The sequence below is a fragment of the Ureibacillus endophyticus genome (assembly GCF_003628435.1).
GTDB classification, from domain to species: domain Bacteria; phylum Bacillota; class Bacilli; order Bacillales_A; family Planococcaceae; genus Ureibacillus; species Ureibacillus endophyticus.
In genome coordinates this window covers 1-23,273 of sequence record NZ_RBZN01000024.1, presented here as the reverse complement: position 1 = coordinate 23,273, position 23,273 = coordinate 1, and the positions used below count along the sequence as shown (strand labels likewise).

Annotated in this window: 27 protein-coding genes; 26 read left to right on the top strand and 1 reads right to left on the bottom strand. The window is 36.0% G+C overall.

Going from position 1 to position 23,273, the window contains the following annotated elements:
- Window positions 1–15 precede the first annotated feature (15 nt).
- The 20 genes from D8M03_RS10510 to D8M03_RS17715 all read left to right on the top strand — a co-directional run bounded on the left by D8M03_RS10510 (window position 16) and on the right by D8M03_RS17715 (window position 16,760).
- A complete protein-coding gene (locus D8M03_RS10510) occupies window positions 16–720 on the top strand; it encodes a demethylmenaquinone methyltransferase (protein ID WP_121214731.1) in 705 nt (234 codons plus the stop codon).
- An 18-nt stretch (window positions 721–738) separates the two neighbouring features.
- Entirely contained in the window at window positions 739–1,713 is a 975-nt protein-coding gene (hepT, locus tag D8M03_RS10505; RefSeq protein ID WP_121214730.1) for a heptaprenyl diphosphate synthase component II, read from the top strand.
- A 107-nt stretch (window positions 1,714–1,820) separates the two neighbouring features.
- Entirely contained in the window at window positions 1,821–2,237 is a 417-nt protein-coding gene (gene ndk / locus D8M03_RS10500) for a nucleoside-diphosphate kinase (protein WP_121214729.1), read from the top strand.
- A gap of 107 nt (window positions 2,238–2,344) precedes the next feature.
- A complete protein-coding gene (locus D8M03_RS10495) occupies window positions 2,345–2,620 on the top strand; it encodes a hypothetical protein (RefSeq protein WP_121214728.1) in 276 nt (91 codons plus the stop codon).
- A gap of 119 nt (window positions 2,621–2,739) precedes the next feature.
- On the top strand, window positions 2,740–3,510 hold the full coding sequence (locus tag D8M03_RS10490) for a CheR family methyltransferase (RefSeq protein WP_121214727.1): 771 nt from the start codon (window positions 2,740–2,742) through the stop codon (window positions 3,508–3,510).
- 210 nt (window positions 3,511–3,720) lie between these two features.
- Window positions 3,721–4,902 carry a chorismate synthase gene (gene aroC / locus D8M03_RS10485; protein WP_121214726.1) on the top strand — a complete coding sequence of 394 codons (1,182 nt, stop codon included), beginning with the start codon at window positions 3,721–3,723 and terminating at the stop codon, window positions 4,900–4,902.
- A 2-nt stretch (window positions 4,903–4,904) separates the two neighbouring features.
- Window positions 4,905–5,996: a 3-dehydroquinate synthase gene (gene aroB, locus D8M03_RS10480; RefSeq protein ID WP_121214725.1), complete on the top strand. Its 1,092-nt coding sequence runs from the start codon at window positions 4,905–4,907 to the stop codon at window positions 5,994–5,996.
- Window positions 5,993–6,355 carry a chorismate mutase gene (gene aroH / locus D8M03_RS10475; protein ID WP_121214724.1) on the top strand — a complete coding sequence of 121 codons (363 nt, stop codon included), beginning with the start codon at window positions 5,993–5,995 and terminating at the stop codon, window positions 6,353–6,355. Before aroB ends, aroH begins: the two co-directional genes overlap by 4 nt.
- A 23-nt stretch (window positions 6,356–6,378) precedes the next feature.
- On the top strand, window positions 6,379–7,479 hold the full coding sequence (hisC, locus tag D8M03_RS10470) for a histidinol-phosphate transaminase (RefSeq protein ID WP_121214723.1): 1,101 nt from the start codon (window positions 6,379–6,381) through the stop codon (window positions 7,477–7,479).
- The gene (locus D8M03_RS10465) at window positions 7,476–8,573 is read left to right on the top strand and encodes a prephenate dehydrogenase (RefSeq protein ID WP_121214722.1); all 1,098 of its coding nucleotides are present in this window, start codon (window positions 7,476–7,478) and stop codon (window positions 8,571–8,573) included. The genes hisC and D8M03_RS10465 overlap by 4 nt, the downstream gene beginning before the upstream one ends.
- A gap of 20 nt (window positions 8,574–8,593) precedes the next feature.
- Window positions 8,594–9,889, top strand: a complete 1,296-nt coding sequence (gene aroA / locus D8M03_RS10460; protein WP_121214721.1) for a 3-phosphoshikimate 1-carboxyvinyltransferase — start codon at window positions 8,594–8,596, stop codon at window positions 9,887–9,889.
- Between the two features lie 132 nt (window positions 9,890–10,021).
- Complete coding sequence (locus D8M03_RS10455) at window positions 10,022–11,257, top strand: tetratricopeptide repeat protein (RefSeq protein WP_121214759.1); 1,236 nt, start codon at window positions 10,022–10,024, stop codon at window positions 11,255–11,257.
- Window positions 11,258–11,273: 16 nt separating this feature from the next.
- Window positions 11,274–11,831, top strand: a complete 558-nt coding sequence (locus D8M03_RS10450) for a ReoY family proteolytic degradation factor (protein ID WP_121214720.1) — start codon at window positions 11,274–11,276, stop codon at window positions 11,829–11,831.
- A gap of 201 nt (window positions 11,832–12,032) precedes the next feature.
- Window positions 12,033–12,482, top strand: a complete 450-nt coding sequence (locus D8M03_RS10445) for a YpiF family protein (RefSeq protein ID WP_121214719.1) — start codon at window positions 12,033–12,035, stop codon at window positions 12,480–12,482.
- Between the two features lie 165 nt (window positions 12,483–12,647).
- On the top strand, window positions 12,648–13,151 hold the full coding sequence (locus D8M03_RS10440; RefSeq protein ID WP_121214718.1) for a QcrA and Rieske domain-containing protein: 504 nt from the start codon (window positions 12,648–12,650) through the stop codon (window positions 13,149–13,151).
- Window positions 13,152–13,171: 20 nt separating this feature from the next.
- Window positions 13,172–13,846: a menaquinol-cytochrome c reductase cytochrome b subunit gene (gene qcrB, locus D8M03_RS10435; RefSeq protein WP_121214717.1), complete on the top strand. Its 675-nt coding sequence runs from the start codon at window positions 13,172–13,174 to the stop codon at window positions 13,844–13,846.
- 40 nt (window positions 13,847–13,886) lie between these two features.
- Window positions 13,887–14,684, top strand: coding sequence for a menaquinol-cytochrome c reductase cytochrome b/c subunit (locus tag D8M03_RS10430; protein ID WP_121214716.1), 798 nt, complete (start codon window positions 13,887–13,889; stop codon window positions 14,682–14,684).
- 133 nt (window positions 14,685–14,817) lie between these two features.
- Window positions 14,818–15,417, top strand: coding sequence for a lipoprotein heptaprenylglyceryl N-acetyltransferase LhaT (gene lhaT, locus D8M03_RS10425; RefSeq protein ID WP_121214715.1), 600 nt, complete (start codon window positions 14,818–14,820; stop codon window positions 15,415–15,417).
- A 65-nt stretch (window positions 15,418–15,482) separates the two neighbouring features.
- On the top strand, window positions 15,483–16,157 hold the full coding sequence (locus tag D8M03_RS10420) for a zinc metallopeptidase (protein WP_121214758.1): 675 nt from the start codon (window positions 15,483–15,485) through the stop codon (window positions 16,155–16,157).
- Between the two features lie 450 nt (window positions 16,158–16,607).
- Window positions 16,608–16,760: a hypothetical protein gene (locus D8M03_RS17715; RefSeq protein WP_170148428.1), complete on the top strand. Its 153-nt coding sequence runs from the start codon at window positions 16,608–16,610 to the stop codon at window positions 16,758–16,760.
- A gap of 111 nt (window positions 16,761–16,871) precedes the next feature.
- Here D8M03_RS17715 and D8M03_RS10415 read toward each other — a convergent pair whose 3' ends face one another.
- Window positions 16,872–17,720, bottom strand: coding sequence for a YitT family protein (locus D8M03_RS10415; RefSeq protein WP_170148427.1), 849 nt, complete (start codon window positions 17,718–17,720; stop codon window positions 16,872–16,874).
- A 129-nt stretch (window positions 17,721–17,849) separates the two neighbouring features.
- On the opposite strand from D8M03_RS10415, the gene D8M03_RS10410 reads away from it, so the two are divergent.
- The 6 genes from D8M03_RS10410 (at window position 17,850) to D8M03_RS10385 (ending at window position 22,918) form a co-directional block, all read left to right on the top strand.
- Window positions 17,850–18,182: a nucleotide pyrophosphohydrolase gene (locus tag D8M03_RS10410; protein ID WP_121214713.1), complete on the top strand. Its 333-nt coding sequence runs from the start codon at window positions 17,850–17,852 to the stop codon at window positions 18,180–18,182.
- Window position 18,183: 1 nt separating this feature from the next.
- A complete protein-coding gene (dapB, locus tag D8M03_RS10405) occupies window positions 18,184–18,981 on the top strand; it encodes a 4-hydroxy-tetrahydrodipicolinate reductase (RefSeq protein WP_121214712.1) in 798 nt (265 codons plus the stop codon).
- 17 nt (window positions 18,982–18,998) lie between these two features.
- Window positions 18,999–19,406, top strand: a complete 408-nt coding sequence (mgsA, locus tag D8M03_RS10400; RefSeq protein WP_121214711.1) for a methylglyoxal synthase — start codon at window positions 18,999–19,001, stop codon at window positions 19,404–19,406.
- A 233-nt stretch (window positions 19,407–19,639) separates the two neighbouring features.
- Window positions 19,640–20,776, top strand: coding sequence for an N-acetyl-alpha-D-glucosaminyl L-malate synthase BshA (gene bshA / locus D8M03_RS10395; protein ID WP_121214710.1), 1,137 nt, complete (start codon window positions 19,640–19,642; stop codon window positions 20,774–20,776).
- Window positions 20,773–21,957: a CCA tRNA nucleotidyltransferase gene (locus D8M03_RS10390; protein ID WP_121214709.1), complete on the top strand. Its 1,185-nt coding sequence runs from the start codon at window positions 20,773–20,775 to the stop codon at window positions 21,955–21,957. The genes bshA and D8M03_RS10390 overlap by 4 nt, the downstream gene beginning before the upstream one ends.
- The gene (locus tag D8M03_RS10385; protein ID WP_121214708.1) at window positions 21,935–22,918 is read left to right on the top strand and encodes a biotin--[acetyl-CoA-carboxylase] ligase; all 984 of its coding nucleotides are present in this window, start codon (window positions 21,935–21,937) and stop codon (window positions 22,916–22,918) included. Before D8M03_RS10390 ends, D8M03_RS10385 begins: the two co-directional genes overlap by 23 nt.
- Window positions 22,919–23,273: the final 355 nt, after the last annotated feature.

Here is a 23,273-nt window from a genome sequence, read left to right as displayed (position 1 = left end):
AAAGGTTCTGAAAAAATGGCTAAATCAAAAGAAGAACACGTACACGAAGTTTTTGAAAGCATTTCCGAAAATTACGATAAAATGAATTCGGTGATAAGTTTTCAACTGCACGTAAAATGGCGTGAAGATACAATGAAAAGAATGAACGTAAAACCTGGTTCAAAATGTTTAGATGTTTGTTGTGGAACAGCAGATTGGACTATTGCTTTAGCACAAGCTACAGGTGAAAAAGGGGTAGTAAAAGGACTTGACTTTAGTAAAAATATGCTAAAAGTTGGAGAAAAGAAAGTTCAGCCATACCCTCAAATTGAGTTAATTCATGGAAATGCAATGGAGCTTCCATTTGAAGATAATACATTTGACTATGTCACAATCGGTTTTGGATTACGTAACGTGCCAGATTATATGCAAGTTTTACGTGAGATGAACCGTGTGTTAAAACCTGGTGGAATGGCGGTTTGTTTAGAAACAAGTCAATCTGAAATTCCAATCTATCGACAACTATTTCGTTTTTACTTTAAATATATCATGCCATTATTTGGTAAGCTAATTGCGAAAAGTTATAGAGAATATTCTTGGTTACAAGAATCTGCAAAAGATTTTCCGGGTATGAGAAAATTAGCGAAAATGTTTGAGGAAGCAGGTTTCCAAAAAGTAAGTTATAAAGGGTATAGTGGTGGCGCTGCGGCTATGCATATGGGCTTTAAAAAAGAAAACTAGGGGGAGAAGGTTTCACGCGTGGAAAAGATGAAGTTAAAATTGCTATATTCCGATTTAAAAGCGGATATAGACATCATCGAAAAAGAATTAGAAATAGCGTTAAACTCGTCTTCGCAATTGATAAATGATGCCTCTCTCCATCTACTACAAGCGGGCGGTAAGCGAATTCGCCCTGTTTTTGTTTTAATTAGTGCAAAATTTGGGCAATATAATATTGATCAAGTCAAAAATATTGCTGTACCGCTTGAATTAATTCATTCAGCGTCTCTAGTACATGATGATGTAATAGATGATTCTGATTTGAGAAGGGGAAGACATACTGTAAAAGCGCAATGGAATAATCGAGTTGCCATGTATACTGGTGACTTTATTTTTGCCCGGGCTTTGGAGTATGTCACATCGATCGAAAACCCACGTGTCCATCAAATTTTAGCCAAAACAATGGTTGAAATTTGTAATGGCGAAGTGATTCAAATAGAAGATAAGTTTCGTAGTAATCAAAACATTAAAGATTATTTCCGACGTATTAAACGAAAAACAGCTTTACTTATCGAATCTAGTTGTGAACTAGGTGCTGTAGTTAGTGGCTTGGATGATAAAAATGTGAGGCATTTAAAACAATTTGGCTATTTTGTTGGAATGAGTTATCAAATTGTTGATGATATTTTAGATTTTACTGCCACGGATAAAGAACTAGGTAAGCCTGCTGGAAGTGATTTATTACAGGGAAATATTACCTTGCCAATATTATTATTAAAGGATCATCCAACTATCTCAAAATTTATTGAGTTGGCAGCAAACGGAGAAGTTACTGAACAACAACGACTTGAAATGCTTTCAATCGTTCGTAAATCAGATGCAATTAAACAATCGATAAATGTTAGTAATCATTATTTGCGTAAAGCTTTGAAAGAAGTTGACGCATTGCCAAATCATCCTATGAAGAAAAAATTAAGAGACATCGCTTTATTTATTGGAAAACGAAAATTTTAATAAATTATGATGGCGTAAATTGTAAATAGTTGATGAATGAATGTTATTCTGGTAATATTTATCGGTAGGTGTAATACCTTATTCAAACTTAAGGAGTGTATATAGAAATGGCAATCGAAAGAACATTTTTAATGATTAAACCAGACGGAGTAAAACGTCAAGTAATCGGAGACATCGTAGACCGCTTTGAACGTCGCGGTTTTGAATTAAAAGGTGCTAAACTTATGGTAGCAACACGCGAAATCGCTGAAGCACACTATGCAGAACATGCTGACAAACCATTCTTTGGTGAATTAGTTGACTTCATCACTTCAGGTCCAGTATTTGCTATGGTATGGGAAGGCGAAAGCGTAATTTCATTAGCTCGTATCATGATGGGTGCTACAAAACCATCTGAATCACAACCTGGTACAATCCGTGGTGACTATGCAGTAACAATCTCTGAAAACGTAATCCATGGTTCAGATTCACCAGCTTCTGCTGAACGTGAAATCAGCTTATGGTTCGCTGGAGAATTAGTTTAATTTTCATTTTCATACAACAACGAGTAGCTATTACGAAAAGTGGTAGTTACTTTTTTTTTGGAAACTTTTAATGAGTTCGTACGTATTAAGGACAAAGGGGGATTCATATGGCAGATTACGTAATATTAGTTTTAGGTATCGTTTCCATTTCTTCATTAATTTCGATTGCTGGAATTGTATCCGCTCACATTAATAAACAGTCAAAACTGAAGTTAGAAGTGTTAAAACAAGAAATCGAGTTAGAAAAAATTCGTAAGGAAAGCTATATTATTGAAACGGAAAAATTACGATTAGAAATCGAACAAACAAGACTTCAATTATCTCTAGATTCACCTACCATTCAATCATCCTCTCAGCATTTTATAGATGATAAAACAAATTAAATTTATATGAAATCTCTCGAAATGATTTATTTAAGATTTCGTAATTTTCAGCTATAATAACATTAGGACAATGCTCTGTAACATATAATGGATGTTGCAATCGAGGGGAAAGATGGAGAATGTCAGACTATGTACAGTTTATCGAAGGTATAAAAAGAAAAACGGGAATTGACCTCGCCCTATACAAAGAAGCACAGATGAAGCGACGTTTAACATCGCTGTATGAGAAAAAAGGGTATCGAAATTTTATTGAGTTTTTACACGCACTTGAAAAAGATAGAGATTTATTAAATGAATTTCTAGATCGTATGACGATTAACGTATCAGAATTTTATAGAAACGGGAAGCGATGGGAAGTATTGCAAAACAAAATTTTCCCTTTACTTCTTCAATCAAATAAAAGACTGAAAATTTGGAGTGCTGCATGTTCTACAGGGGAAGAACCGTATACTATTGCAATGGTTTTATCCCATCATGTGCCACTTTCCCAAGTTCAAGTGTTGGCAACAGATATCGATGAAAATGTCATTCAAAAAGCAAAACTTGGCCTTTATCCTGATCGATCTTTAGCTGAAGTGCCAGTGGATGTGAAAAACAAATATTTTAATAAAGAAGGTCAGTTTTATAAAGTAAAAGATGAAATTAAAAGAACAGTAACATTTAAAAAACATAATTTGTTAAACGATCGCTATGAATCGAATTGTGATTTAATTGTTTGCCGAAATGTGATGATTTACTTTACTGAAGAAGCAAAGGATCAAATCTATCATAATTTTAGTAACTCCTTGCGATCGGGTGGTATTTTATTTGTTGGTTCAACAGAACAAATCTTCAATCCTGCACGTTATGGGTTTGAAGTGGAAGATACATTTTTCTATAGGAAAAAATAGACGAGAAAATACATTTAAATGTACTGACGCTTTTCGTTTACAAACGGGAAGCGTATTTTTTTAAATTCGTCTTTATACCTTAATTTTCTAGAATTTCAGAATATTCGATACTATATTGAATTACTTATCAAAAGACACTGTTTTTTAGGCTATAATATATGTTATGATAAAAAATACATACTTTAGCGAGTTGAAGGGAGAAAGTGTTTTATGCGTTACCTAACAGCAGGAGAGTCTCACGGGCCTCAACTAACAACAATCATTGAGGGATTGCCGTCTCTTTTACCAATAAGTGCAGAAAAAATAAACTATGATTTAAAACGTCGTCAAGGTGGACATGGCCGTGGAAGACGTATGCAAATTGAAACGGACACTGTAGAGATTGTAGGAGGTGTTCGTCACGGGAAAACACTTGGTTCTCCAGTAGCATTGGTTGTAACAAATGATGATTGGAAACATTGGACAAAAATTATGGGTGCAGAACCACTTCCAGAAGATGTGGACCCAAATGAAATTAAACGTCAAATTTCTCGTCCACGTCCTGGACATGCCGATTTAGTAGGTGGTATGAAGTACGGTCACCGTGATTTACGTAATGTACTAGAACGTTCAAGTGCACGTGAAACAACTGTACGTGTTGCGGTAGGTTCTGTAGCAAAAGCTTTACTAAATGAATTAGGTATTTCTGTAGTTGCTCATGTAACAGAAATTGCAGGTATCAAAGCAGATACTTCAAAGGTTGAAGGCAAATCAGCTGATGAAATTCGTGCAATTGTTGAAGAAGATCCATGTTATTGTGTGGACCCAGAGGCTTCAGAAAAAATGGTGCAAATGATTGACGATACAAAAAAAGCAGGAGATTCTATTGGTGGTGTAGTAGAAGTAATAGTAGAAGGACTTCCTGCAGGTATCGGCTCTTATGTTCATTACGACCGTAAATTAGATGGTCGTCTTGCTCAAGCAATGTTATCAATTAATGCTTTTAAAGGTGTAGAGTTCGGAATTGGATTTGAAATGGCTCGTCGTAAAGGGTCTGAAGTTCATGATGAAATATTATGGGATGAAGAAAACGGCTATACACGCGCGACTAACCGTTTAGGTGGATTAGAAGGTGGTATGTCTACTGGTATGCCAATTGTTGTACGTGGTGTAATGAAGCCAATCCCTACTCTATATAAACCATTACAAAGCGTAGACATTGAAACAAAAGAACCGTTTAAAGCAAGTGTAGAACGTTCTGATAGTTGTGCAGTTCCAGCTGCTTCCATTGTTGCGGAAAATGTCATTGCATGGGAGATTGCCAATGCAATTGTTGAACAATATCATAGTGATCAACTTCCTCAATTAAAAGCACAAATCGATGCAATGCGCGAGTACGCAAAGGGGTACTAAAAATGAGAATTCCTGTAAATACAGCATCACATCAATATGAAGTTGTCATTGGAAATGATATTTTAAAATCTGCCGTTCTTTCTTTTGAAGATAAGTTGCAAAAAGCTGACCAATTAGTCGTTTTTACGGATAAAAACGTATGGGAAGCACAAGGGGAGTATTTTAAGCAAAACTTCCCTTATGACTTTAAAGTATTCATTATGCCAGCAGGTGAAGAATGTAAAGGGTTTGAAAATTTCCAAAACTCTCATACATTCTTAATTGAAAACAATTGTACCCGTAAAAGTTTCCTTTTTGCCTTTGGTGGTGGCGCAGTTGGAGATTTAACTGGATTTGTCGCAGCTACTTTCATGCGCGGTATTCCATTTATACAAATTCCAACAACGATTTTAGCTCATGATTCAGCAGTTGGTGGTAAAACAGCGATTAATCATCCACTTGGTAAAAATTTAATCGGCGCTTTCTATCAACCTGAAGGAGTAGTTTATGATACAAATCTTCTACATTCTTTAAGTAAACGTGAGATTCGTTCAGGAATGGCTGAAGTGATTAAACATGCTCTCATTTCCAATGAAAATTGGTTGAAAGAGTTAATGAATACTCCTTCTATTACTGGAATTGATAATGATCAATTAGCCCTTCATTTAAAGGCCGGTATTGAAGTGAAAGCTGATATCGTTTCTAAAGACGAGACAGAACAATCTGTCCGAAAATTCTTGAACTTAGGGCATACGTATGGTCATGCAATTGAAGCTGCAGCAGGTTACGGAGGTTTAGCTCACGGTGAAGCTGTAGTCATTGGTATTGTTTATGCATTACTTTTAAGTGAACGATATGGTCAAATTAATAGACAATTTACAAAAGAATTTTTACAGTTCGCTCATCAAAATGGATATCCATTTGAGAAGCTTGAAGAATTCTCATTTGAAACGCTGGAGCAGTATTTAGTAAAGGATAAAAAGGTAGAATACGGGGAATTACAATTTGTGTTACTAAACAAAATTGGCGAACCATTTATTCAACCAATCGAACTATCAGAATGTAAAGAAGTAGATCGTGAATATCGTTCTCTTCTAATGGAGGTAAGTAAATGATACGTGGTGTTAGAGGGGCAACAACAGTAGAAGAGGATAAACCAGAATTAATATATAATGAAATTACTAGATTAGTATTACAAATTGTGGAGGAAAATAATATCCAACCTGAAGATATCGCTTCAGTACTGATTTCCACTACACCAGATATTACATCTGCCTTTCCTGCAAAAGCAGTCCGTTCTATCGAAGGTTGGCAATATGTACCAACTATGTGTACCCACGAAATGAGTGTTCCTGGGGCACTACCTTTGTGTATTCGAGTATTAATGCACGTGAATACACAAGTTCATCAAAAAGATATTCAACATATCTATTTAAACAATGCAGTTAGTTTACGACCTGACTTAGTCAAATAGCGGTTTAGGAGGAGAAATTTATTATGAAATGGAAACAACAACTTTTTGGCATGAAAGCATATCAGCCAGGTAAGCCAATTGAAGAAGTAAAAAGAGAATTTGGTTTAGATGAAGTAGTAAAATTAGCTTCTAATGAAAATCCATATGGTTTTTCTCCTAAAGTGAAAGCATTTTTAGAAACAGATTCAACAAATCATGCAATTTATCCTGATGGTTATGCTCAAGAATTACGTACAGCGGTAGCAAAACACCTTGGTGTAAAAGAGACTGAACTTTTATTCGGTAATGGTTCGGATGATTTAATCGCGATTTTAACTCGTGCTTTACTATACCCTGGTGTAAATACTGTAATGGCAGACCCATCTTTTTCTCAATACAGCCATAACGCTGAGATTGAAGGAGCAGAAGTACGAAAAGTTCCAACAAAAGATGGTAAACATGATTTACAGGCAATGCTAGCGGCAATTGATGAAAACACTTCAATCGTTTGGGTATGTAACCCAAATAATCCAACAGGAACAATTGTAAGTGATGATGAATTACAAAATTTCTTAAAGCAAGTGCCATCTGATGTGTTAGTAGTTCTTGATGAAGCTTACTTTGAATATATCAATGCACCAGAATTTAAAGATACATTACATTATGTGAAAGAGTATCCTAATGTAATCATCATGCGTACATTCTCTAAAGCATATGGTTTAGCATCATTCCGTGTTGGATATGCCTATGCACAAGAAGATGTAATTGCGAAACTTGATCCAGTACGTGGACCATTTAACAATACAGTTTTAAGTCAAAAAATTGCAGTTGTTGCTCTTGAAGATCAACAATTTATTCAAGAATGTCGCACGAAAAATGAAAATGGCAAAAAACAATTCGTTGAGTTTTGTAATAAACACGGCTTAAACTACTATCCTTCTCAAACAAACTTTATTTTATTTGAAGTAAAAGCGGATAGTGACGTTGTGTTCCAAGAAATGATGAAACGTGGATTTATTATTAGAAGTGGTAACGCACTTGGCACTCCTGGATATATCCGTGTAACATTTGGAACAGAAGAGCAAAACAGCAAGTTTTTAACATTACTTGAAGAAGTGTTAACAGAACAAGGAGTATTTGCATGACACAGAATGTCTTTGTCATAGGTTTAGGTTTAATCGGGGGGTCCATTGCAATGGCCTGTCAAAAGGCCCCCCATACTAAAGTTTACGGGTATGATGTAAGTCAACAAACCCGTGAACTTGCAAAATCTTTGCACGTTGTAAATGAAGTGGTTGATGAAATTATTGAAGGTGCAAAAATTGCAGATATCATCATCTTTGGAACACCAGTAAACGCAACATTAGAATGGTTAGAGGAATTAAAAGACTGGCCATTGAAAGAAAATGTCATTGTTACGGATACTGGTAGTACAAAAGGGTTAATTATGGCAAAAGGAAAAGAACTCCAAGAATGTGGTATTACATTTATTGGGGGACACCCAATGGCAGGTTCGCATAAAAGTGGAGTAAAAGCTGCAAAACCACACCTATTCGAAAATGCATATTACATGTTAACTCCTTTAAAAAACGAAAATGAAGAGAAAGTTCAAGAACTTGAACAGCTCTTAAAATATACGTTAGCGAAAATTGTGAAAGTGGATGCTCAAGAGCATGATCATATGACAGCGGTTGTTAGTCATTTTCCACACATCGTTGCAGCATCACTTGTTCATCAATTGGACGCGGAGCAAAGACATTATCCGATGACAACGCTACTAGCTGCTGGAGGTTTCCGTGATATTACACGTATTGCTTCATCAAATCCATACATGTGGAGAGATATCGTGTTGCAAAACCGCCAAGAGCTAATTAGTCAATTAGATTTATGGTTAGATGAAATGGACCGTGTGAAAAACATCCTTTTAAGCAATGAGCAAGATTCCATTGAAGAATATTTTGCAATTGCGAAACAAGTGCGAGATGATTTACCAATTACTACAGGTGCATTCTATACTACGTACGACTTGTATGTTGATATTCCGGATTACCCGGGGGTTATTTCTGAGGTTACAGGCTATTTAGCAGAAGAACATATCAGTATTACGAATCTTCGAGTTGTTGAAGCACGTGAAGACATTTTCGGTATCTTGGTAATTAGTTTCCAAACTGCTGAAGACCGAGAAAAAGCTGAAAAATGTATTAGTAAAAGAACAAATTTTGAGATATTTGCATCTTAATTACTGAAAGGGGTACTTAAATGTCTTCTACAAAAATTTTAGACTACACAAACCCACAATTGAACGGAACTATAATCGTACCAGGAGATAAGTCAATTTCTCATCGCTCTATTATGTTCGGAGCAATTGCCAAAGGGAAAACAACCGTTAGCGGATTTCTTCTTGGAGAAGATTGTTTAAGTACAATAGATTGTTTTCGTAAACTAGGAGTAGATATTACAGTCGAAGGTACAAATGTTACCATTCAAAGTGATGGAATGGATAATTGGCAAGAACCCAAAGAAGTTTTATATACTGGAAATTCCGGTACTACTACAAGATTAATGTTAGGAATCTTGTCTGGTACAAAATTACATACAGTGATGACAGGAGATGCTTCCATCGCGAAACGTCCTATGCGTCGAGTAGCAGATCCGCTTCGATTAATGGGTGCACAAATAGCTGGTAGAGAGAATGGTCAATATACTCCGTTAGCTATTCAAGGTACTCAACTAAAAGCGATTGACTATACAATGCCAGTTGCAAGTGCACAAGTAAAATCTGCAATTATTCTTGCGGGGTTACGTGCAGAAGGAACAACGATAGTTCGAGAAAAGGAAGTATCTCGTGACCATACAGAACGAATGTTGAGACAATTTGGTGCACAAATTACAGTAGAAGATGGTGTTGTCTATTTTGAGGGTGGGCAACAGTTAAAAGCTACCCATGTTAATGTACCAGGGGATATTTCGTCAGCTGCATTCTTCTTAGTTGCTGGTGCTATCGTACCTAACAGTAACATTGTGATGAAAAATGTTGGGGTAAACCCAACTCGTGCAGGAATCATCGAAGTCCTTGAAAATATGGGTGCTTCAATGAAAGTGGAAGTAGAAGATGAAACAGCAGCAGAACCAACTGCAACGATTACAATTGAAACGTCAAACCTAAAGGCTACTACTATTGAAGGGGACATCATTCCTCGCTTAATTGATGAAATTCCAATTCTTGCGTTACTTGCAACACAAGCAGAAGGAACGACAATTATTCGTGATGCGGAAGAATTAAAAGTTAAAGAAACAGACCGTATTACAGCAGTAGTGAATGAACTGAAAAAATTGGGTGCAAATATCGAAGCAACAGATGATGGTATGATTATTCATGGCCCAACAAAACTTCATGGTGGAAAACTACAATCTTATGGAGATCATCGCATCGGCATGATGGGAGCAATTGCTGCGTTAATAACAAACGAACCGGTAGAGATTGATGATACGGATTGTATTGCAGTTTCTTATCCGACATTTTTTGATCATGTAAACAGTCTTTTAAATAAATAATTTTTCTGTAAAAAATTTGGTCTTTGCCGCTTTCTGGCAAGGCCTTTTTCTTGTTTCTTAAGTTTTCGTCATGTAGCATATAATTACTAAAGGAAAAAAAGGTGAGCGATTTTGACAAATACAACGACTGAAATGTTACAAGCTATTCAAAATGGTGATTTACAACAAATTAATAATTCATTAGAGTCTTTCCTAATCAATGAACAACCAGACGTTCAATATGAATTTGCAGATTTATTTATGCAATATGGCTATTTGAATGAAGCAGATCGTGTATTTGAACATTTACAATTTTTATATCCAAATAATGTCCAACTTACAATAGACAGAGCTTCTGTATTGATTGAATTAGGTGAAGAAGACGAGGCATTGAGTCTACTAATGGAGGTAGATTCAGAAGCGCCAGAATATCCGCAAAGCTTGCTACTACTTGCTGATTATTACCAAATGCAAGGATTATATGAAGTTGCTGAACAACGAATTAATGAAGCATTAGAAATTTTGCCTACTGAGCCGTTATTACAGTTTGCAAAAGCAGAACTGCTATTCGAAACAGGTCGCTTTACTGAAGCGGTACGTATATATGAAGAATTACATGAAAAAGAAAAATCAATTGCGGGCGTTACATTAGCAACACGCTTAGCAGAAGTATACCGAGCTGGAGGAAGCTATGAAACGGCGCTCGATTATTATATGGAAGCCCTTGAAGAAACAGTAACTCCCGATTTATTATTCGGATCTGCCTACTCAGCCTTCCAATCTGAAAAATTTGAAATGGCTATTAAGCAATTAGAAGATTTAAAGGAATTAGATCCTGATTATTTTAGTGGTTATTTACTACTAGCTGAAAGTTATGCGATGGTAGAAGATAATAAAAATGCATATAAAGTAATATTAGAAGGAATTAAACGTGACGAATATGAAAAATCATTTTACTTGTTTGCAGGTAAAATCGCTCTGAAAAATGGATTAGTAAAAGAAGCAATAGACCATTTACAACAGGCAATTGCTTTAGATCCTGAATATATGGAAGCGTTAATTGTTTTAATGTCGATATATGCCAATGAAGAACGTTATGATGATGTCATTGATTTATATGAAAGTCTAAAAGGCGAAGATTTTGATTGGAGTGCTTTATACCCATTAGTTGCAGATGCATATCATCAAGAAGAAAATATGTTGCGCGCATACGAAATTTACAAGCAAGCATATAATGAGTTTAAAGAGGATCCGTCGTTTTTAAGTAAATATTGTTATTTCTTGATAGAGGATGGAAAACGACACGAGGCTCGGAGTATTGTTGAACAATTGATTACGTTGCAGCCTAGCGATCAGCAGTGGTTAGATTTGCTTTATACTCTTGAATAAAAGGAGGGATAGCTAAATGACTTCTTCCGTTCCGATTCTTGACAAGAAAACTTTTGTTCGTTGGTTTCTTAAGAATTTCCAATTAAAAAGGCGAGAGTGTGTGTGGATCTTAAATTATTTGTTAAGCAATGATAATTTACTTGAAAATATCCATTTCGTTGAAGAAGCGCATTATTGTCCAAGGGCAATTGTTATGTCATCTGTAGATTCTAGTGGAGTACCATTCCGATTTTATAAAGGGAATATAATGACTAGCGATGCAGAAAAGTCATTTCATGATTTAAGACTACATCCTAATGAAAGTATGTATATTCAACTTAATTTTCCTAATATACCACCAAGTCAGCAATATTTAGCGGTGTTAGAGGAAAACCCATACATGCCAAAATATCTTCATATTAATGAGAAAGATCGTTTAATAGCTGAAGAGATGTTAAATAATAGTCTGTTAGCATTCCAAAAAGAAAAATTGTTAAAAGAAATCGATGAAGCTTTAGATCAAGGCGATAAAGAGAGATTTTACCAGCTATCCGACTTACTTCAAGCATTGAAACAAACATCTAAAAACGTTTAACCTCAGGATCAGTCGATCAATTCGACTGAAATTGAGGTTATTTTTTTGAATACATACAAATGTCTAATTTTGTATGTTATGCTAAAGTAGTGACTGGACAAGAAGTTATTGTAAATACATAGTTTGATTAAATCCAATTAACTAGTTTTAAAACGAATTTTATTGGGGAATAGTAAATATTGTGTCAGTGGAGGTTGAAGAATGTATTTTAATGTAAAGGATGTGCAGCAATTTGAAGCACAAAAGGATTTTATCGATACAGCGATTGTTCCATTGCTGTCTTTAGATTTCCAAGAGCAATCTATTAAACAAAGCAGTTCAGCAGCTGAGTATTTAATGTCCCTAACAGCATTTATTGAACAGCAATTTAAAGGAAGATTAATGCTTGTCCCGCCGTTTTCTTACACAGAACAAACAAAAAGTGGGCTATTTGTTCCTCTATTAAAAGAGGAGTTGCATAATGCAGGTTTTAAACATGTAATCTTCGTAACTTGTGATCATTCTTGGACAAGCCTACAAGACCAAATAGATGTAATTTGGTTACCTGCGATTCCATTAGAATCAATGGATAAAGAAGTGAAGAAAAAGGTATTAGAAGATCAGTTAAAACAGGTAATTCCTATCCTTTCTTCCAAATGGTCTCAGAGTTAGAAGATTGTTTCATTGTTTCATTAAATGTTCACAAACTTGTCCAATCAATAACAATGCAATATTGACCAACCTATTTTATTGATATATCATAGATATGTCCTAGTAATTACTATTTGTAAAAGTATGTCCGTTGGGGCTGACCTTTTAGTTAGAGGGGGGAAAAGAATGAGTAACAATCGAGTTTCAAGACGCCAATTCTTAAACTACACTTTAACAGGTGTTGGAGGATTCATGGCTGCTGGTATGTTAATGCCGATGATTCGTTTTGCAATTGACCCAGCTTTACAAACTAAAGCTGAAGGGGATTTTGTACAAACAAGCCAAAAAATTGATGAAATCACAGAAGAACCAATTAAAGTTGACTTTACATTTGAACAAGTTGATGCTTGGTACAAATCTGATGTTACAGAAGCTGCTTGGGTTTATAGAGATGGTGATGCTATTATCGCCCTTTCACCAGTATGTAAGCATTTAGGTTGTACTGTTAACTGGGCTGGGGATTCTGCTCACCCAGATCAATACTTCTGTGCATGTCATGGTGGACGATATGAGAAAACTGGTAAAAACGTACCGGGTACACCACCAACTGGTCCATTAGATGAATATGAAGTAGCAGAAAAAGATGGTTTTTTAATGCTTGGGAAGAAAATTCCAAATACTTTAGGTTAATAGTTAGGGGGTAGACAATTGTGCTAAATAAAATTTATGATTGGGTCGATGAACGATTAGATATCACTCCAATTTGGCGTGATATTGCCGACCACGAAGTGCCAGAGCACGTTAACCCTGCACATCACTTTTCAGCATTCGTTTACTGTTTCGGTGGTTTAACATTCTTCATTACAGTAATTCAGATTTTATCCGGTATGTTCTTAACAATGTATTACGTGCCAGACGTAGAGAATGCTTGGAAATCAGTTTATTATTTACAAAACGAAGTAGCTTTTGGTGAAATCGTACGTGGTATGCACCACTGGGGGGCTTCATTAGTTATCGTAATGATGTTCTTACATACGCTTCGTGTATTCTTCACAGGTTCATATAAGAAACCTCGTGAATTAAACTGGATTGTAGGCGTTGGGATTTTTTGTGTAATGTTAGGTTTAGGTTTCACAGGATATTTACTTCCTTGGGACATGAAAGCGGTATTCGCTACTAAAGTAGGTATTCAAATTGCGGCTTCTGTACCATTTATTGGTGAGCTTATTAAAATTTTACTTGCCGGTGATGCAGAAATCCTTGGTGCTCAAACGTTAACACGTTTCTTCGCAATTCATGTATTCTTCTTACCAGCTGTGTTATTCGCTTTACTTGCAGTACACTTTATTATGATTCGCCGTCAAGGTATTTCAGGACCGCTATGATTTAGCGTGTTTTTTATGATTTATTAAAGGAGGGGACACTATGCATCGCGGAAAAGGGATGAAATTCGTAGGTGATTCGCGCGTTAAAATGAATGACCGTATGCCGAATATTCCGAAAGATTATTCCGAGTATCCAGGTAAAACTGAAGCTTTTTGGCCTGATTTCTTATTAAAAGAATGGATGGTTGGTGCGGTTTTCTTAATTGGATATTTACTATTAACTGTCGCTCATCCTTCACCACTTGAAGGTCCGGCAGATCCTACAAATGCTTCATATATTCCATTACCAGACTGGTACTTCTTATTCTTGTACCAATTATTAAAATATACTTATGTATCTGGTCCATATAACGTAATTGGTGCTGTTATTATTCCAGGTTTAGCAGTTGCGGCATTAGCACTTGCGCCATTCTTAGATAAAGGACCAGAACGTCGTCCATCTAAACGCCCATTACCAACAGCATTTATGTTATTAACACTTGCATCAATGGTATACTTAACTTGGGAATCTGTAGCACACCACGATTGGGAAGCTGCAAAAGCTCAAGGTGTTATTACAGATAAAGATTTAGGATTATTACCAGATGTTGAAATTGATGAAACATCACCTGGTTATGAGATTTTCCAATCACAAGCTTCATGTATCGGCTGTCACGGTGGTGACTTAGCAGGTGGTACAGGTGCTCCTATGTTATTAGGTAACGAATTAACTGCAGAAGAGGTTGCAGAAGTTATTAAAAATGGTCGTGGAGCAATGCCAGCTGGAGTATTTGAAGGTACAGATGAAGAACTTCAAATTTTAGCTGAATTCATTGCAAGCTTAAAAGAAAAAGAATAATCTATACTTAAACAAGAGAGTCAGGCAACTGGCTCTCTTCTATTCTTTTAAGAATATTTCTATATTTATTACATATGCTAATTTAATCGAACATAATACATAAAACTTTTATTTTTTTAAAGGAGTAAACAGTATGATGTCTTTTTTGGCTCGAGCTTGGTATCTTTTAACGCACCGATCATTTTTAACACTATTATTTATAATAAATTTTCTTGGTACTGTTTATGGGTATTATTGGTATAAATGGCAGTTAGCTGTAACAGATCCACAGTTTTTAATCTTTGTACCTGATAGTCCAACAGCAAGTTTATTTTTTTGTATCGCAATCATCGGCTGGATTATAGGAAAAAACTTTAAGTTAATTGAAGCTTTAGCGTTAATCACATTAGTAAAATATGGTCTTTGGGCTGTTGTAATGAATTTATTAACATTGGTTGAAAACGGGGCAATTGGACCTGCTGGCTGGATGTTAGTTGCTTCTCATTTTTTAATGGCAGTAGAGGCGATTTTGTATTTTGGAAAATACCGATTTGGCACTATACACATTATTATAGCAGCAATTTGGACATTGCATAATGATGTAATAGATTATGTGTATGGACAAATGCCGACATACCGTAGTATCGAACAATATGCACATCATATAGGCTATTTCACATTTTGGCTTTCAATTGCGTGCATCTTACTAGCATATCTTGTTTATAATAAGCGTGAATATTTGCACAAACTATAATAATTCATTAAAATTATTATTATATTAGATAGTAAAGAGAGGGAGATAGTAAATTGACAACCGGAATGTATATTATTTACTTTCTGATTATTTTAATTTTGCCGATTTATGCCCAAATTAAAGTCAAAAGAACGTATAATAAATTTTCAGATGTTGCGGCAGCAAAAGGTTTGACAGGTGCTCAAGTAGCACGAATGATATTAGATCAACATGGGTTATTTGATGTACGAGTAGTACCAACACAAGGCGTATTATCAGATCACTATAACCCTGCAACGAAAACAGTTGCACTTTCTGAGGCGAATTATTATAATGCTTCAATTGCAGGAACAGCGGTAGCAGCTCACGAAGTTGGTCATGCGATTCAGCATAAAGAAGCTTATTCATTCTTAACATTACGTTCAAAATTAGTTCCAGTAGCAAATATTTCATCAAATGCTTCATGGATTTTTGTTATGATCGGTATTTTTGCTTCTAGTACAGGCTTCTTATTATTAGGTATTCTATTACTAGCAGCGGGAGTTTTATTCCAAATTGTAACTTTACCAGTAGAATTCGATGCATCAAGAAGAGCAATGAATGAAGTTGTTCAGCTAGGAATTATTTCAAATAGCGAAGAGCGCAGTGCAAAAAAAGTATTAAATGCAGCAGCAATGACATACGTTGCAGCAGCAGCAGTTGCTGTACTTGAGCTATTACGTTTAATTCTAATCTACACAAACATGAGCTCGGACGATTAGAAAAGCGGAGAACGCTCGCTCAGCTCCGACAACAACTGGAAGAATCGGCAAAAGGGCGCTTTTTGCCCTTGAAGATGATTCTGAAGTTGTCGAGGAGCTAGCGTTCGTAGCTAGACAATAGAAAAGCGAAGCGCGTTCGTTCAGCCGTGAAAGAAACTGGAGACTTCTGACAAGTGTGCTCGCACACGCAGAAGGAAGTCGAAGTTTCCGAACGGCTAACGTGCGTAGCTAGACAATAAGAAAAGCGGAAGCGGCTCACACAGGCTCGACTATGCTTGATTTATTTACACATACAAAAAACTGATCCTATTTTGGGATCAGTTTTTTTATTTTGCAGGAAGGTTAAAAAATATTTTTTTATCAAGAATACTAACTTGCCCATTCAATTAATATGATGTTAAAAATGAACAATTTTATGACAGTTCACTATCACTAACAAGGGGTGGAGAAATGAATCTTAGCTTTTCAAAAATGCTCTTGTTTGGGTTTTTCATCGTTCTGATGCTGGTGTTTTTTGCAGTGTATTCCATTGTCTTAACGAATAACATTATGGATGAGTATTATAATGACAACGTTCAATATGAAAGATATCAAATCGAATAATAGTAATATATTATCTTAAAAAATTGAGTATAGTTAGAATGTTTTTTCATGTTTCTGAATTAAGAAAAAGTACAACTATTAATCAGTTGTACTTTTTTACTTTAAACTGCTTTAATCAATTTTAAATCCTTCACCAACGACATCCTTCACTTCAATAATGGATACGAAAGCTTTCGGGTCGATATGATGGATCATAGATTTTAAACGAACAATTTCTCTACGACCTACGATACAATATAAAACATCCTTAGATTGCTTTGTATAATGGCCGTAAGCATGGAATACGGTTACCCCACGTTCCATTTGTTCTGTGATATATGTTGCAATTTCTTCAGATTGATTCGAAATAATTAGCGCAGCCTTTGCAGAATATGCTCCCTCTTGCACCATGTCAATCACTCTTGCACCGACAAATACAGCAACTAACGTATACATCATTGAGCGTGCATCTAAGAATGTAAGCAATGAAGCTAAAAGAACGGTAACATCAAATAAAAACATTGTGCGGCCCATACTCCAGCCTAAGTATTTATTTGCAACACGGGCAATAATATCTACACCACCAGTTGTCCCACCAAAACGGAAAATAATTCCTAGACCGATACCAACAAACACCCCTGCAAATAATGAAGCTAAAAATAGATCATGTTGCAAGTTTAATTCAATCTCATAGTGTTGAAAAATTCTTAGAAAAATGGAAACGGAAACTGTTCCAATAATTGTATAGATAAATTCTCGTCTAGGAAACTGTTTCCAACCAATAATGAACATAGGAATATTTAAAATAATATTTAAGATTGCGGGATCCCAATTCAAAGTAAAATACAAGATAAGGGTAATTCCACTAAATCCACCTTCACCTAGCTCATTTTGCATATTAAAATGAACAAAGCCAAAACCTAATATTGCTGCACCGAAAATTATTCCTAAAATATTGCGAATTTTTAAATCCTTCAACAAAAAGCCCCCATTTCATGCTGAAAAAATCTTTCTATTTTAGCAACTGTGCTGTACGATTTATTATGTTTTAATTTTCATCTTTTGACAACTCTAGACTAAATTATATACGATAATATAGGAGTGGGAAAAATGTCAAACGAGTTAACGCTGAACCAATTACAGGAAAAAGTCGATCGTTATATAGGACAATTTAAAGAAGGGTATTTTCCTCCTTTTGAATTAATGGCTAGGTTAACTGAAGAGATAGGGGAATTATCGCGAGAAGTACAACATGTCTATGGTCAAAAGAAGAAAAAACAATCCGAAAGTATTAATAGTATTGAGGAAGAATTAGGAGATTTATTCTTTGTAATAGTTTGTTTTGCAAATTCTCAAGGTATCCGCTTAGATGAAACATTATTAAAAGTAATTAATAAGTACGAAACGAGAGATAAAGATCGTTGGACACGAAAGGACGAGTAATATGACAATACGAGTAGCAATCGCAGGCGCGAGAGGTAAAATGGGTTCAGAAGCTGTAAAAACGGTATGTAAACATGAGGGAATGGTCTTAGTGGCTGCATTAGACTACAAACATGTTGGGGAAAGTCTTTCACAGCTTGAAATGTTTCCTCCAAATTTAGATGTACCGATTTATACAAACTTAAGTCAATTAATTACTGAGACTAACCCAGATGTATTAATTGATTTGACAAATCCTCATTCGGTTTATGAACATACGAAAGAAGCCATGTTACATAATGTTCGCACTGTAGTTGGTACTACTGGTTTTACAGATGAACAACTTGAAGAATTAAGTTTGTTAGCAAGAGAGAAAAAATGTGGTTGTATTATTGCACCAAACTTTGCAATTGGAGCTATTTTAATGATGAAATTTGCAAAAGAAGCTGCAAAATACTTACCACATGTTGAAATTATTGAATTGCATCATGATAGAAAACTGGATGCTCCTTCAGGTACAGGTAAGAAAACTGCTCAAATGATTGCAGAAGTTCGTGAAGCAAGTAAACAAGGCCATCCAAATGAGATTGAAACGATGATGGGGGCAAGAGGTGCAGACTTTGAAGGCATGCGTATACACTCAGTTCGCTTACCTGGTCTAGTTGCACACCAAGAGGTCATTTTTGGTGGTGACGGTCAAATGCTGACAATTCGCCATGACTCATTTAACCGTGAATCATTTATGAGTGGTGTAGTATTCTGTGTTGAAACTGTTATGACTATGGAAGAATTAGTTTACGGATTAGAAAACATCCTATAAGAAATGGAATGGTTGAAATGAAAATCGCATTAATAGCCCATGACCGAAAAAAAGACAGTTTAGTTGAATTTGCAATCGCCTATAAAAATATACTACAACAACACCAACTTTTTGCTACAGGTACAACAGGACAACGTATTCAAGAAGAAGTTGGCCTTAAGGTGACACGATTTCGTTCAGGTCCATTAGGTGGAGATCAACAAATCGGTGCAATGATTGCAAATAATGATATGGATATGGTGTTTTTCTTCCGAGATCCATTAACTGCACAACCACATGAACCAGATGTTACGGCATTAGTCCGTCTATGTGATGTGTATCATATTCCACTAGCTACAAATATGGGAACTGCTGAAATTCTGTTAAAAGGTTTACAAGAAGGTTTTGTAGATTGGAGATTAATCCAAGAAAGAAGGAAAGAATAGCTTTTTTAAATCTTCTGACGGGTGTGCGCTTATATTTTGGCAACAACAAAATTGAGTGAAACTTCAAAGAGTAGAGTTTCTTTCCCACTTATATAAGTGGGAGACTACTACCCGATAATACGGGGAAAAGAAGTTATAATTACATTTATTTGATTAATTTAAATCGTTATATTGCTTAAAACAATAAATGAAGTAAATAATTAAATATTTTGTAGAGAAGGGATGAACGTCGGATGAAAAAATTAAAAATTGGTATTACATGCTATCCAACAGTAGGGGGTTCTGGTGTACTTGCAACAGAATTAGGGAAAATGCTTGCAGAACGAGGTCATGAAATTCATTTTATCACCTCGAGTGTACCATTCCGTCTAAATAAATTATATCCGAACGTATTTTTCCACGAAGTACAAGTTAATAATTACTCAGTGTTTCAATACCCGCCGTACGATTTAGCATTAGCAAGTAAAATGGCAGATGTTATTCGAGATGAAAAACTTGACGTATTACATGTACATTATGCTATTCCACATGCAGTTTGTGCAGTTCTTGCTCGTGATATGTGTGGAGAAAATATTGGAATTGTCACAACTTTACACGGAACAGATATTTCAATTTTAGGGCAAGATTCCAACCTTGCTCAAGCAATTAAGTATGGTATAGAAAAGTCAGACATTGTCACAACAGTATCAAATTCTTTAAAAGAGCAAACTTATGAAATCATTGGGACAACGAAAGAAATTGAAACGGTCTATAATTTTGTAGATGAATCCGTATTTAAACCAATCGTTGATACGAATTTAAAAGAGCAACTTGGTATTGCCGAAGATGAGCGTGTGCTAATTCACGTTTCCAATTTCCGTAAAATTAAGAATTTACCGGATGTAGTGGGGACCTTCTTAAAGGTTCGAGAAGAAATGCCAGCGAAACTATTATTAGTTGGTGATGGACCGGAAAAGCAACGTGTGTTAGAACAAATACATTCTTCACCATTTAAAGACGATATTTTATTTTTAGGGAAGCAAGAAAATATAGCGGAATTATTTAGTATAAGTGATTTAAAATTATTACTTTCTGAAACGGAATCATTTGGGTTAGTTCTACTAGAAGCGTTAGCTTGTGGAGTGCCAGGAATTGGTACGAATGTTGGTGGTATTCCTGAAGTAATCGATCACGGTGTAAACGGCTTTGTCGTAAATCTTGGAGATGTGGATGAAGCAGCACAATATGCGATTGAATTATTAAAAGATGAAGAAAAATTGATCCGCTTCCGTCAAGCAGCCATTAATACAGTACAAACAAAATTCCTTGCGAAACCAATTATAGATCACTACGAACAATTATATGAGCGATTGGTGGCGTTACGCGTATGAAGATAAGTGAAGATTGGGACTTTGCCATTAGAGTCATCGAAAAAATTGAAAATGCCGGATTTGAAGCGGTCATTGTCGGTGGTGCTGTTCGAGACCACTTGTTAGGAATAAAAGGTAATGATGTTGATGTGGCAACAAATGCTTTACCTAGTGAAGTAAAACGCATCTTTTCCACCACTGTCGATATTGGCATTGAACATGGCACTGTGCTAGTACTTGATGAAGGTCAACCAGTAGAAGTAACAACATATCGTACGGAAAGCGATTATAGCGATTATCGTCGGCCAGAACAAGTAATATTTGTTCGTACATTGGATAAGGATTTACAAAGACGTGATTTTACCATCAATGCAATGGCCATGACAAAAGATGGTCAAATTATTGATTTATTTGGTGGACAGCAAGATATTGAAAATGGTGTCATCCGTTCAGTAGGCGATGCAACCGTACGATTCCGAGAAGATGCATTACGCATGCTTCGGGCAATTCGATTTAGTGCGCAATTGGATTTCACAATAGAGGAAAAAACATTAAAAGCGATACAACAAGATTGCGATCTAATAGAATTTATTGCCCATGAAAGAATAGCAATGGAATTGTCGAAGTTGTGGAAAGGCAAGAATGTGTATGGTGGCATTCAAGCTTTAGGTGAAAGTCATTTAGATAAATATTTAATTGGTAACTATAAGGCTAACGAACAGCATTGGGAAAAGTTCCATACAACAAAATCCGAAGTTGGTTGGGCATACCTTTGTCTATTAAATCGTGAAGAAATTCAAGATATTTTTGATTTTTACCGACTTTCAAATAAAGACAAAACGTTTATTCGTAATGTCATGAATGCATACAATAGCTTGTTAAAAGAATGGTCTATTATGGATTACTTTACGAATGATTTAACGGTTTTAGAAACTGCCTATGATTTTGCAGTTTGGCAACGACAAAACATTCCTTTTGAGAAAACAGAAATAAAACGAGTGAAGGAAAATTTAAATATTCAATCAGTAGATGAACTCGCAATTAATGGGAACCACTTAATAGAATGGACTTCTAAAAAACGGGGACCTTGGATCAAAGTAGGATTAGATGCAGCAATCATAGCCGTACTGAATGGTTATGTAAAAAATGACGAACAGACGTTGAAGGAATGGTATTTAAATGAATTTACCAATGAAGGATGAAATATTAAAACGTTTTCTACTTGCAAAGGATACGCCAATTTCTGGTCAATCTCTAGCAGATGAACTGGGTATTTCTCGTACTGCAGTTTGGAAACATTTGCAAACTTTACAAGAGGAAGGCTATGTTTTTGAAACAATTAAGAAAAAGGGCTATGTATTAAAAGGTAAACCCGATAAGGTAGACCCAGCGCGGATTACCTCTTTCCTTACGACACAACGCTTTGGACGAAATATTCAATACTTAGATGAAGTGACATCAACACAAAGCGTTGCACACGAGTTAGCTAGGGAAGGCGTACATGATGGGACCGTTGTGATTGCCGAAACGCAAACAATGGGGAAAGGTAGAATGGCCCGGCCATGGGAATCTACAAAAGGAAAGGGCGTTTGGATGACGGTGGTTATTCGTCCAGATGTACCACCATCCCAAGCTCCACAATTTACTTTAGTGGCAGCAGTCGCGATTGTTAATGCAATTAAGTCAGTGTGTAAAAACTTTACACCAACGATTAAGTGGCCAAATGATATCTTAATCAATGGGCGGAAATGTACAGGAATTTTAACGGAAATGCTCGCTGAAATGGATCGTGTGGAAGCATTACTAATCGGAATCGGTATTAACGCAAATCAACAGATGGAAGATTTTCCACCTGAGCTTCAAACGATTGCAACATCATTATCGATAGAAGAGCAAGCTGAAATTAATCGTCCACAACTAGTGGCAGAGTTACTAAATTATTTAGAACTTTATAGTAATCTATACATTAAGGAAGGTTTTAAACCAATCAAAGCGTTATGGGAAGAATCTTCTGGCACAATTGGAAAGCAAATAAAGGCGACTACTTTAAGAGAAGTAATCGAAGGAAAAGCAATTGGCATCACTGAAGAGGGTGTCCTTGAAATTCAGTTAGACAATGGCGAAATCAAGGGTGTTTACTCTGCGGATATTGAGATTATGTAATTTTAGCGAGGATCTTTGATTTTTTAAGATTATAGTTGTTTGAAACTTTAACTTCTACCGGTCTTTGGATGGTAAAAGTTTTTGATTTTTTTGGAGCTGAGCGAGCCGCCTCCGCTTTTCTAGTTGTCTAGCTGCGGCGGCTAGGCTCTCGCGACGCTTCAACTTCTCCTACGAAGGCAAAGAGCGCCTTCTCGTCGAAGTCTCCAGCGCGTGTCGAGCCTGAACGAGCCGCCTCCGCATTTCTAATTGTCTAGCTGCGAACGCTAGCTCTTCGACAACTTCGGGGCAGTCTGCAAGGGCAAAGAGCGCCCTTTTGCCAACCCCTCCAGTTGTTGTCAGAGCTGAGCGAGCGTTC

What these genes read in the sequence shown, in the direction of transcription:
- D8M03_RS10455 (WP_121214759.1), top strand. Translation starts at nt 10,022, where the DNA reads ATGTTACAAGCTATTCAAAATGGTGATTTACAACAAATTAATAATTCA.
- ndk (WP_121214729.1), top strand. Translation starts at nt 1,821, where the DNA reads ATGGCAATCGAAAGAACATTTTTAATGATTAAACCAGACGGAGTAAAA.
- D8M03_RS10420 (WP_121214758.1), top strand. Translation starts at nt 15,483, where the DNA reads ATGTATATTATTTACTTTCTGATTATTTTAATTTTGCCGATTTATGCC.
- D8M03_RS10450 (WP_121214720.1), top strand. Translation starts at nt 11,274, where the DNA reads ATGACTTCTTCCGTTCCGATTCTTGACAAGAAAACTTTTGTTCGTTGG.
- D8M03_RS10390 (WP_121214709.1), top strand. Translation starts at nt 20,773, where the DNA reads ATGAAGATAAGTGAAGATTGGGACTTTGCCATTAGAGTCATCGAAAAA.
- D8M03_RS17715 (WP_170148428.1), top strand. Translation starts at nt 16,608, where the DNA reads ATGAATCTTAGCTTTTCAAAAATGCTCTTGTTTGGGTTTTTCATCGTT.
- D8M03_RS10495 (WP_121214728.1), top strand. Translation starts at nt 2,345, where the DNA reads ATGGCAGATTACGTAATATTAGTTTTAGGTATCGTTTCCATTTCTTCA.
- lhaT (WP_121214715.1), top strand. Translation starts at nt 14,818, where the DNA reads ATGATGTCTTTTTTGGCTCGAGCTTGGTATCTTTTAACGCACCGATCA.
- D8M03_RS10510 (WP_121214731.1), top strand. Translation starts at nt 16, where the DNA reads ATGGCTAAATCAAAAGAAGAACACGTACACGAAGTTTTTGAAAGCATT.
- aroA (WP_121214721.1), top strand. Translation starts at nt 8,594, where the DNA reads ATGTCTTCTACAAAAATTTTAGACTACACAAACCCACAATTGAACGGA.
- hisC (WP_121214723.1), top strand. Translation starts at nt 6,379, where the DNA reads ATGAAATGGAAACAACAACTTTTTGGCATGAAAGCATATCAGCCAGGT.
- D8M03_RS10465 (WP_121214722.1), top strand. Translation starts at nt 7,476, where the DNA reads ATGACACAGAATGTCTTTGTCATAGGTTTAGGTTTAATCGGGGGGTCC.
- bshA (WP_121214710.1), top strand. Translation starts at nt 19,640, where the DNA reads ATGAAAAAATTAAAAATTGGTATTACATGCTATCCAACAGTAGGGGGT.
- D8M03_RS10440 (WP_121214718.1), top strand. Translation starts at nt 12,648, where the DNA reads ATGAGTAACAATCGAGTTTCAAGACGCCAATTCTTAAACTACACTTTA.
- D8M03_RS10445 (WP_121214719.1), top strand. Translation starts at nt 12,033, where the DNA reads ATGTATTTTAATGTAAAGGATGTGCAGCAATTTGAAGCACAAAAGGAT.
- aroB (WP_121214725.1), top strand. Translation starts at nt 4,905, where the DNA reads ATGAGAATTCCTGTAAATACAGCATCACATCAATATGAAGTTGTCATT.
- D8M03_RS10385 (WP_121214708.1), top strand. Translation starts at nt 21,935, where the DNA reads ATGAATTTACCAATGAAGGATGAAATATTAAAACGTTTTCTACTTGCA.
- dapB (WP_121214712.1), top strand. Translation starts at nt 18,184, where the DNA reads ATGACAATACGAGTAGCAATCGCAGGCGCGAGAGGTAAAATGGGTTCA.
- aroH (WP_121214724.1), top strand. Translation starts at nt 5,993, where the DNA reads ATGATACGTGGTGTTAGAGGGGCAACAACAGTAGAAGAGGATAAACCA.
- D8M03_RS10490 (WP_121214727.1), top strand. Translation starts at nt 2,740, where the DNA reads ATGTCAGACTATGTACAGTTTATCGAAGGTATAAAAAGAAAAACGGGA.
- mgsA (WP_121214711.1), top strand. Translation starts at nt 18,999, where the DNA reads ATGAAAATCGCATTAATAGCCCATGACCGAAAAAAAGACAGTTTAGTT.
- D8M03_RS10410 (WP_121214713.1), top strand. Translation starts at nt 17,850, where the DNA reads ATGTCAAACGAGTTAACGCTGAACCAATTACAGGAAAAAGTCGATCGT.
- aroC (WP_121214726.1), top strand. Translation starts at nt 3,721, where the DNA reads ATGCGTTACCTAACAGCAGGAGAGTCTCACGGGCCTCAACTAACAACA.
- D8M03_RS10430 (WP_121214716.1), top strand. Translation starts at nt 13,887, where the DNA reads ATGCATCGCGGAAAAGGGATGAAATTCGTAGGTGATTCGCGCGTTAAA.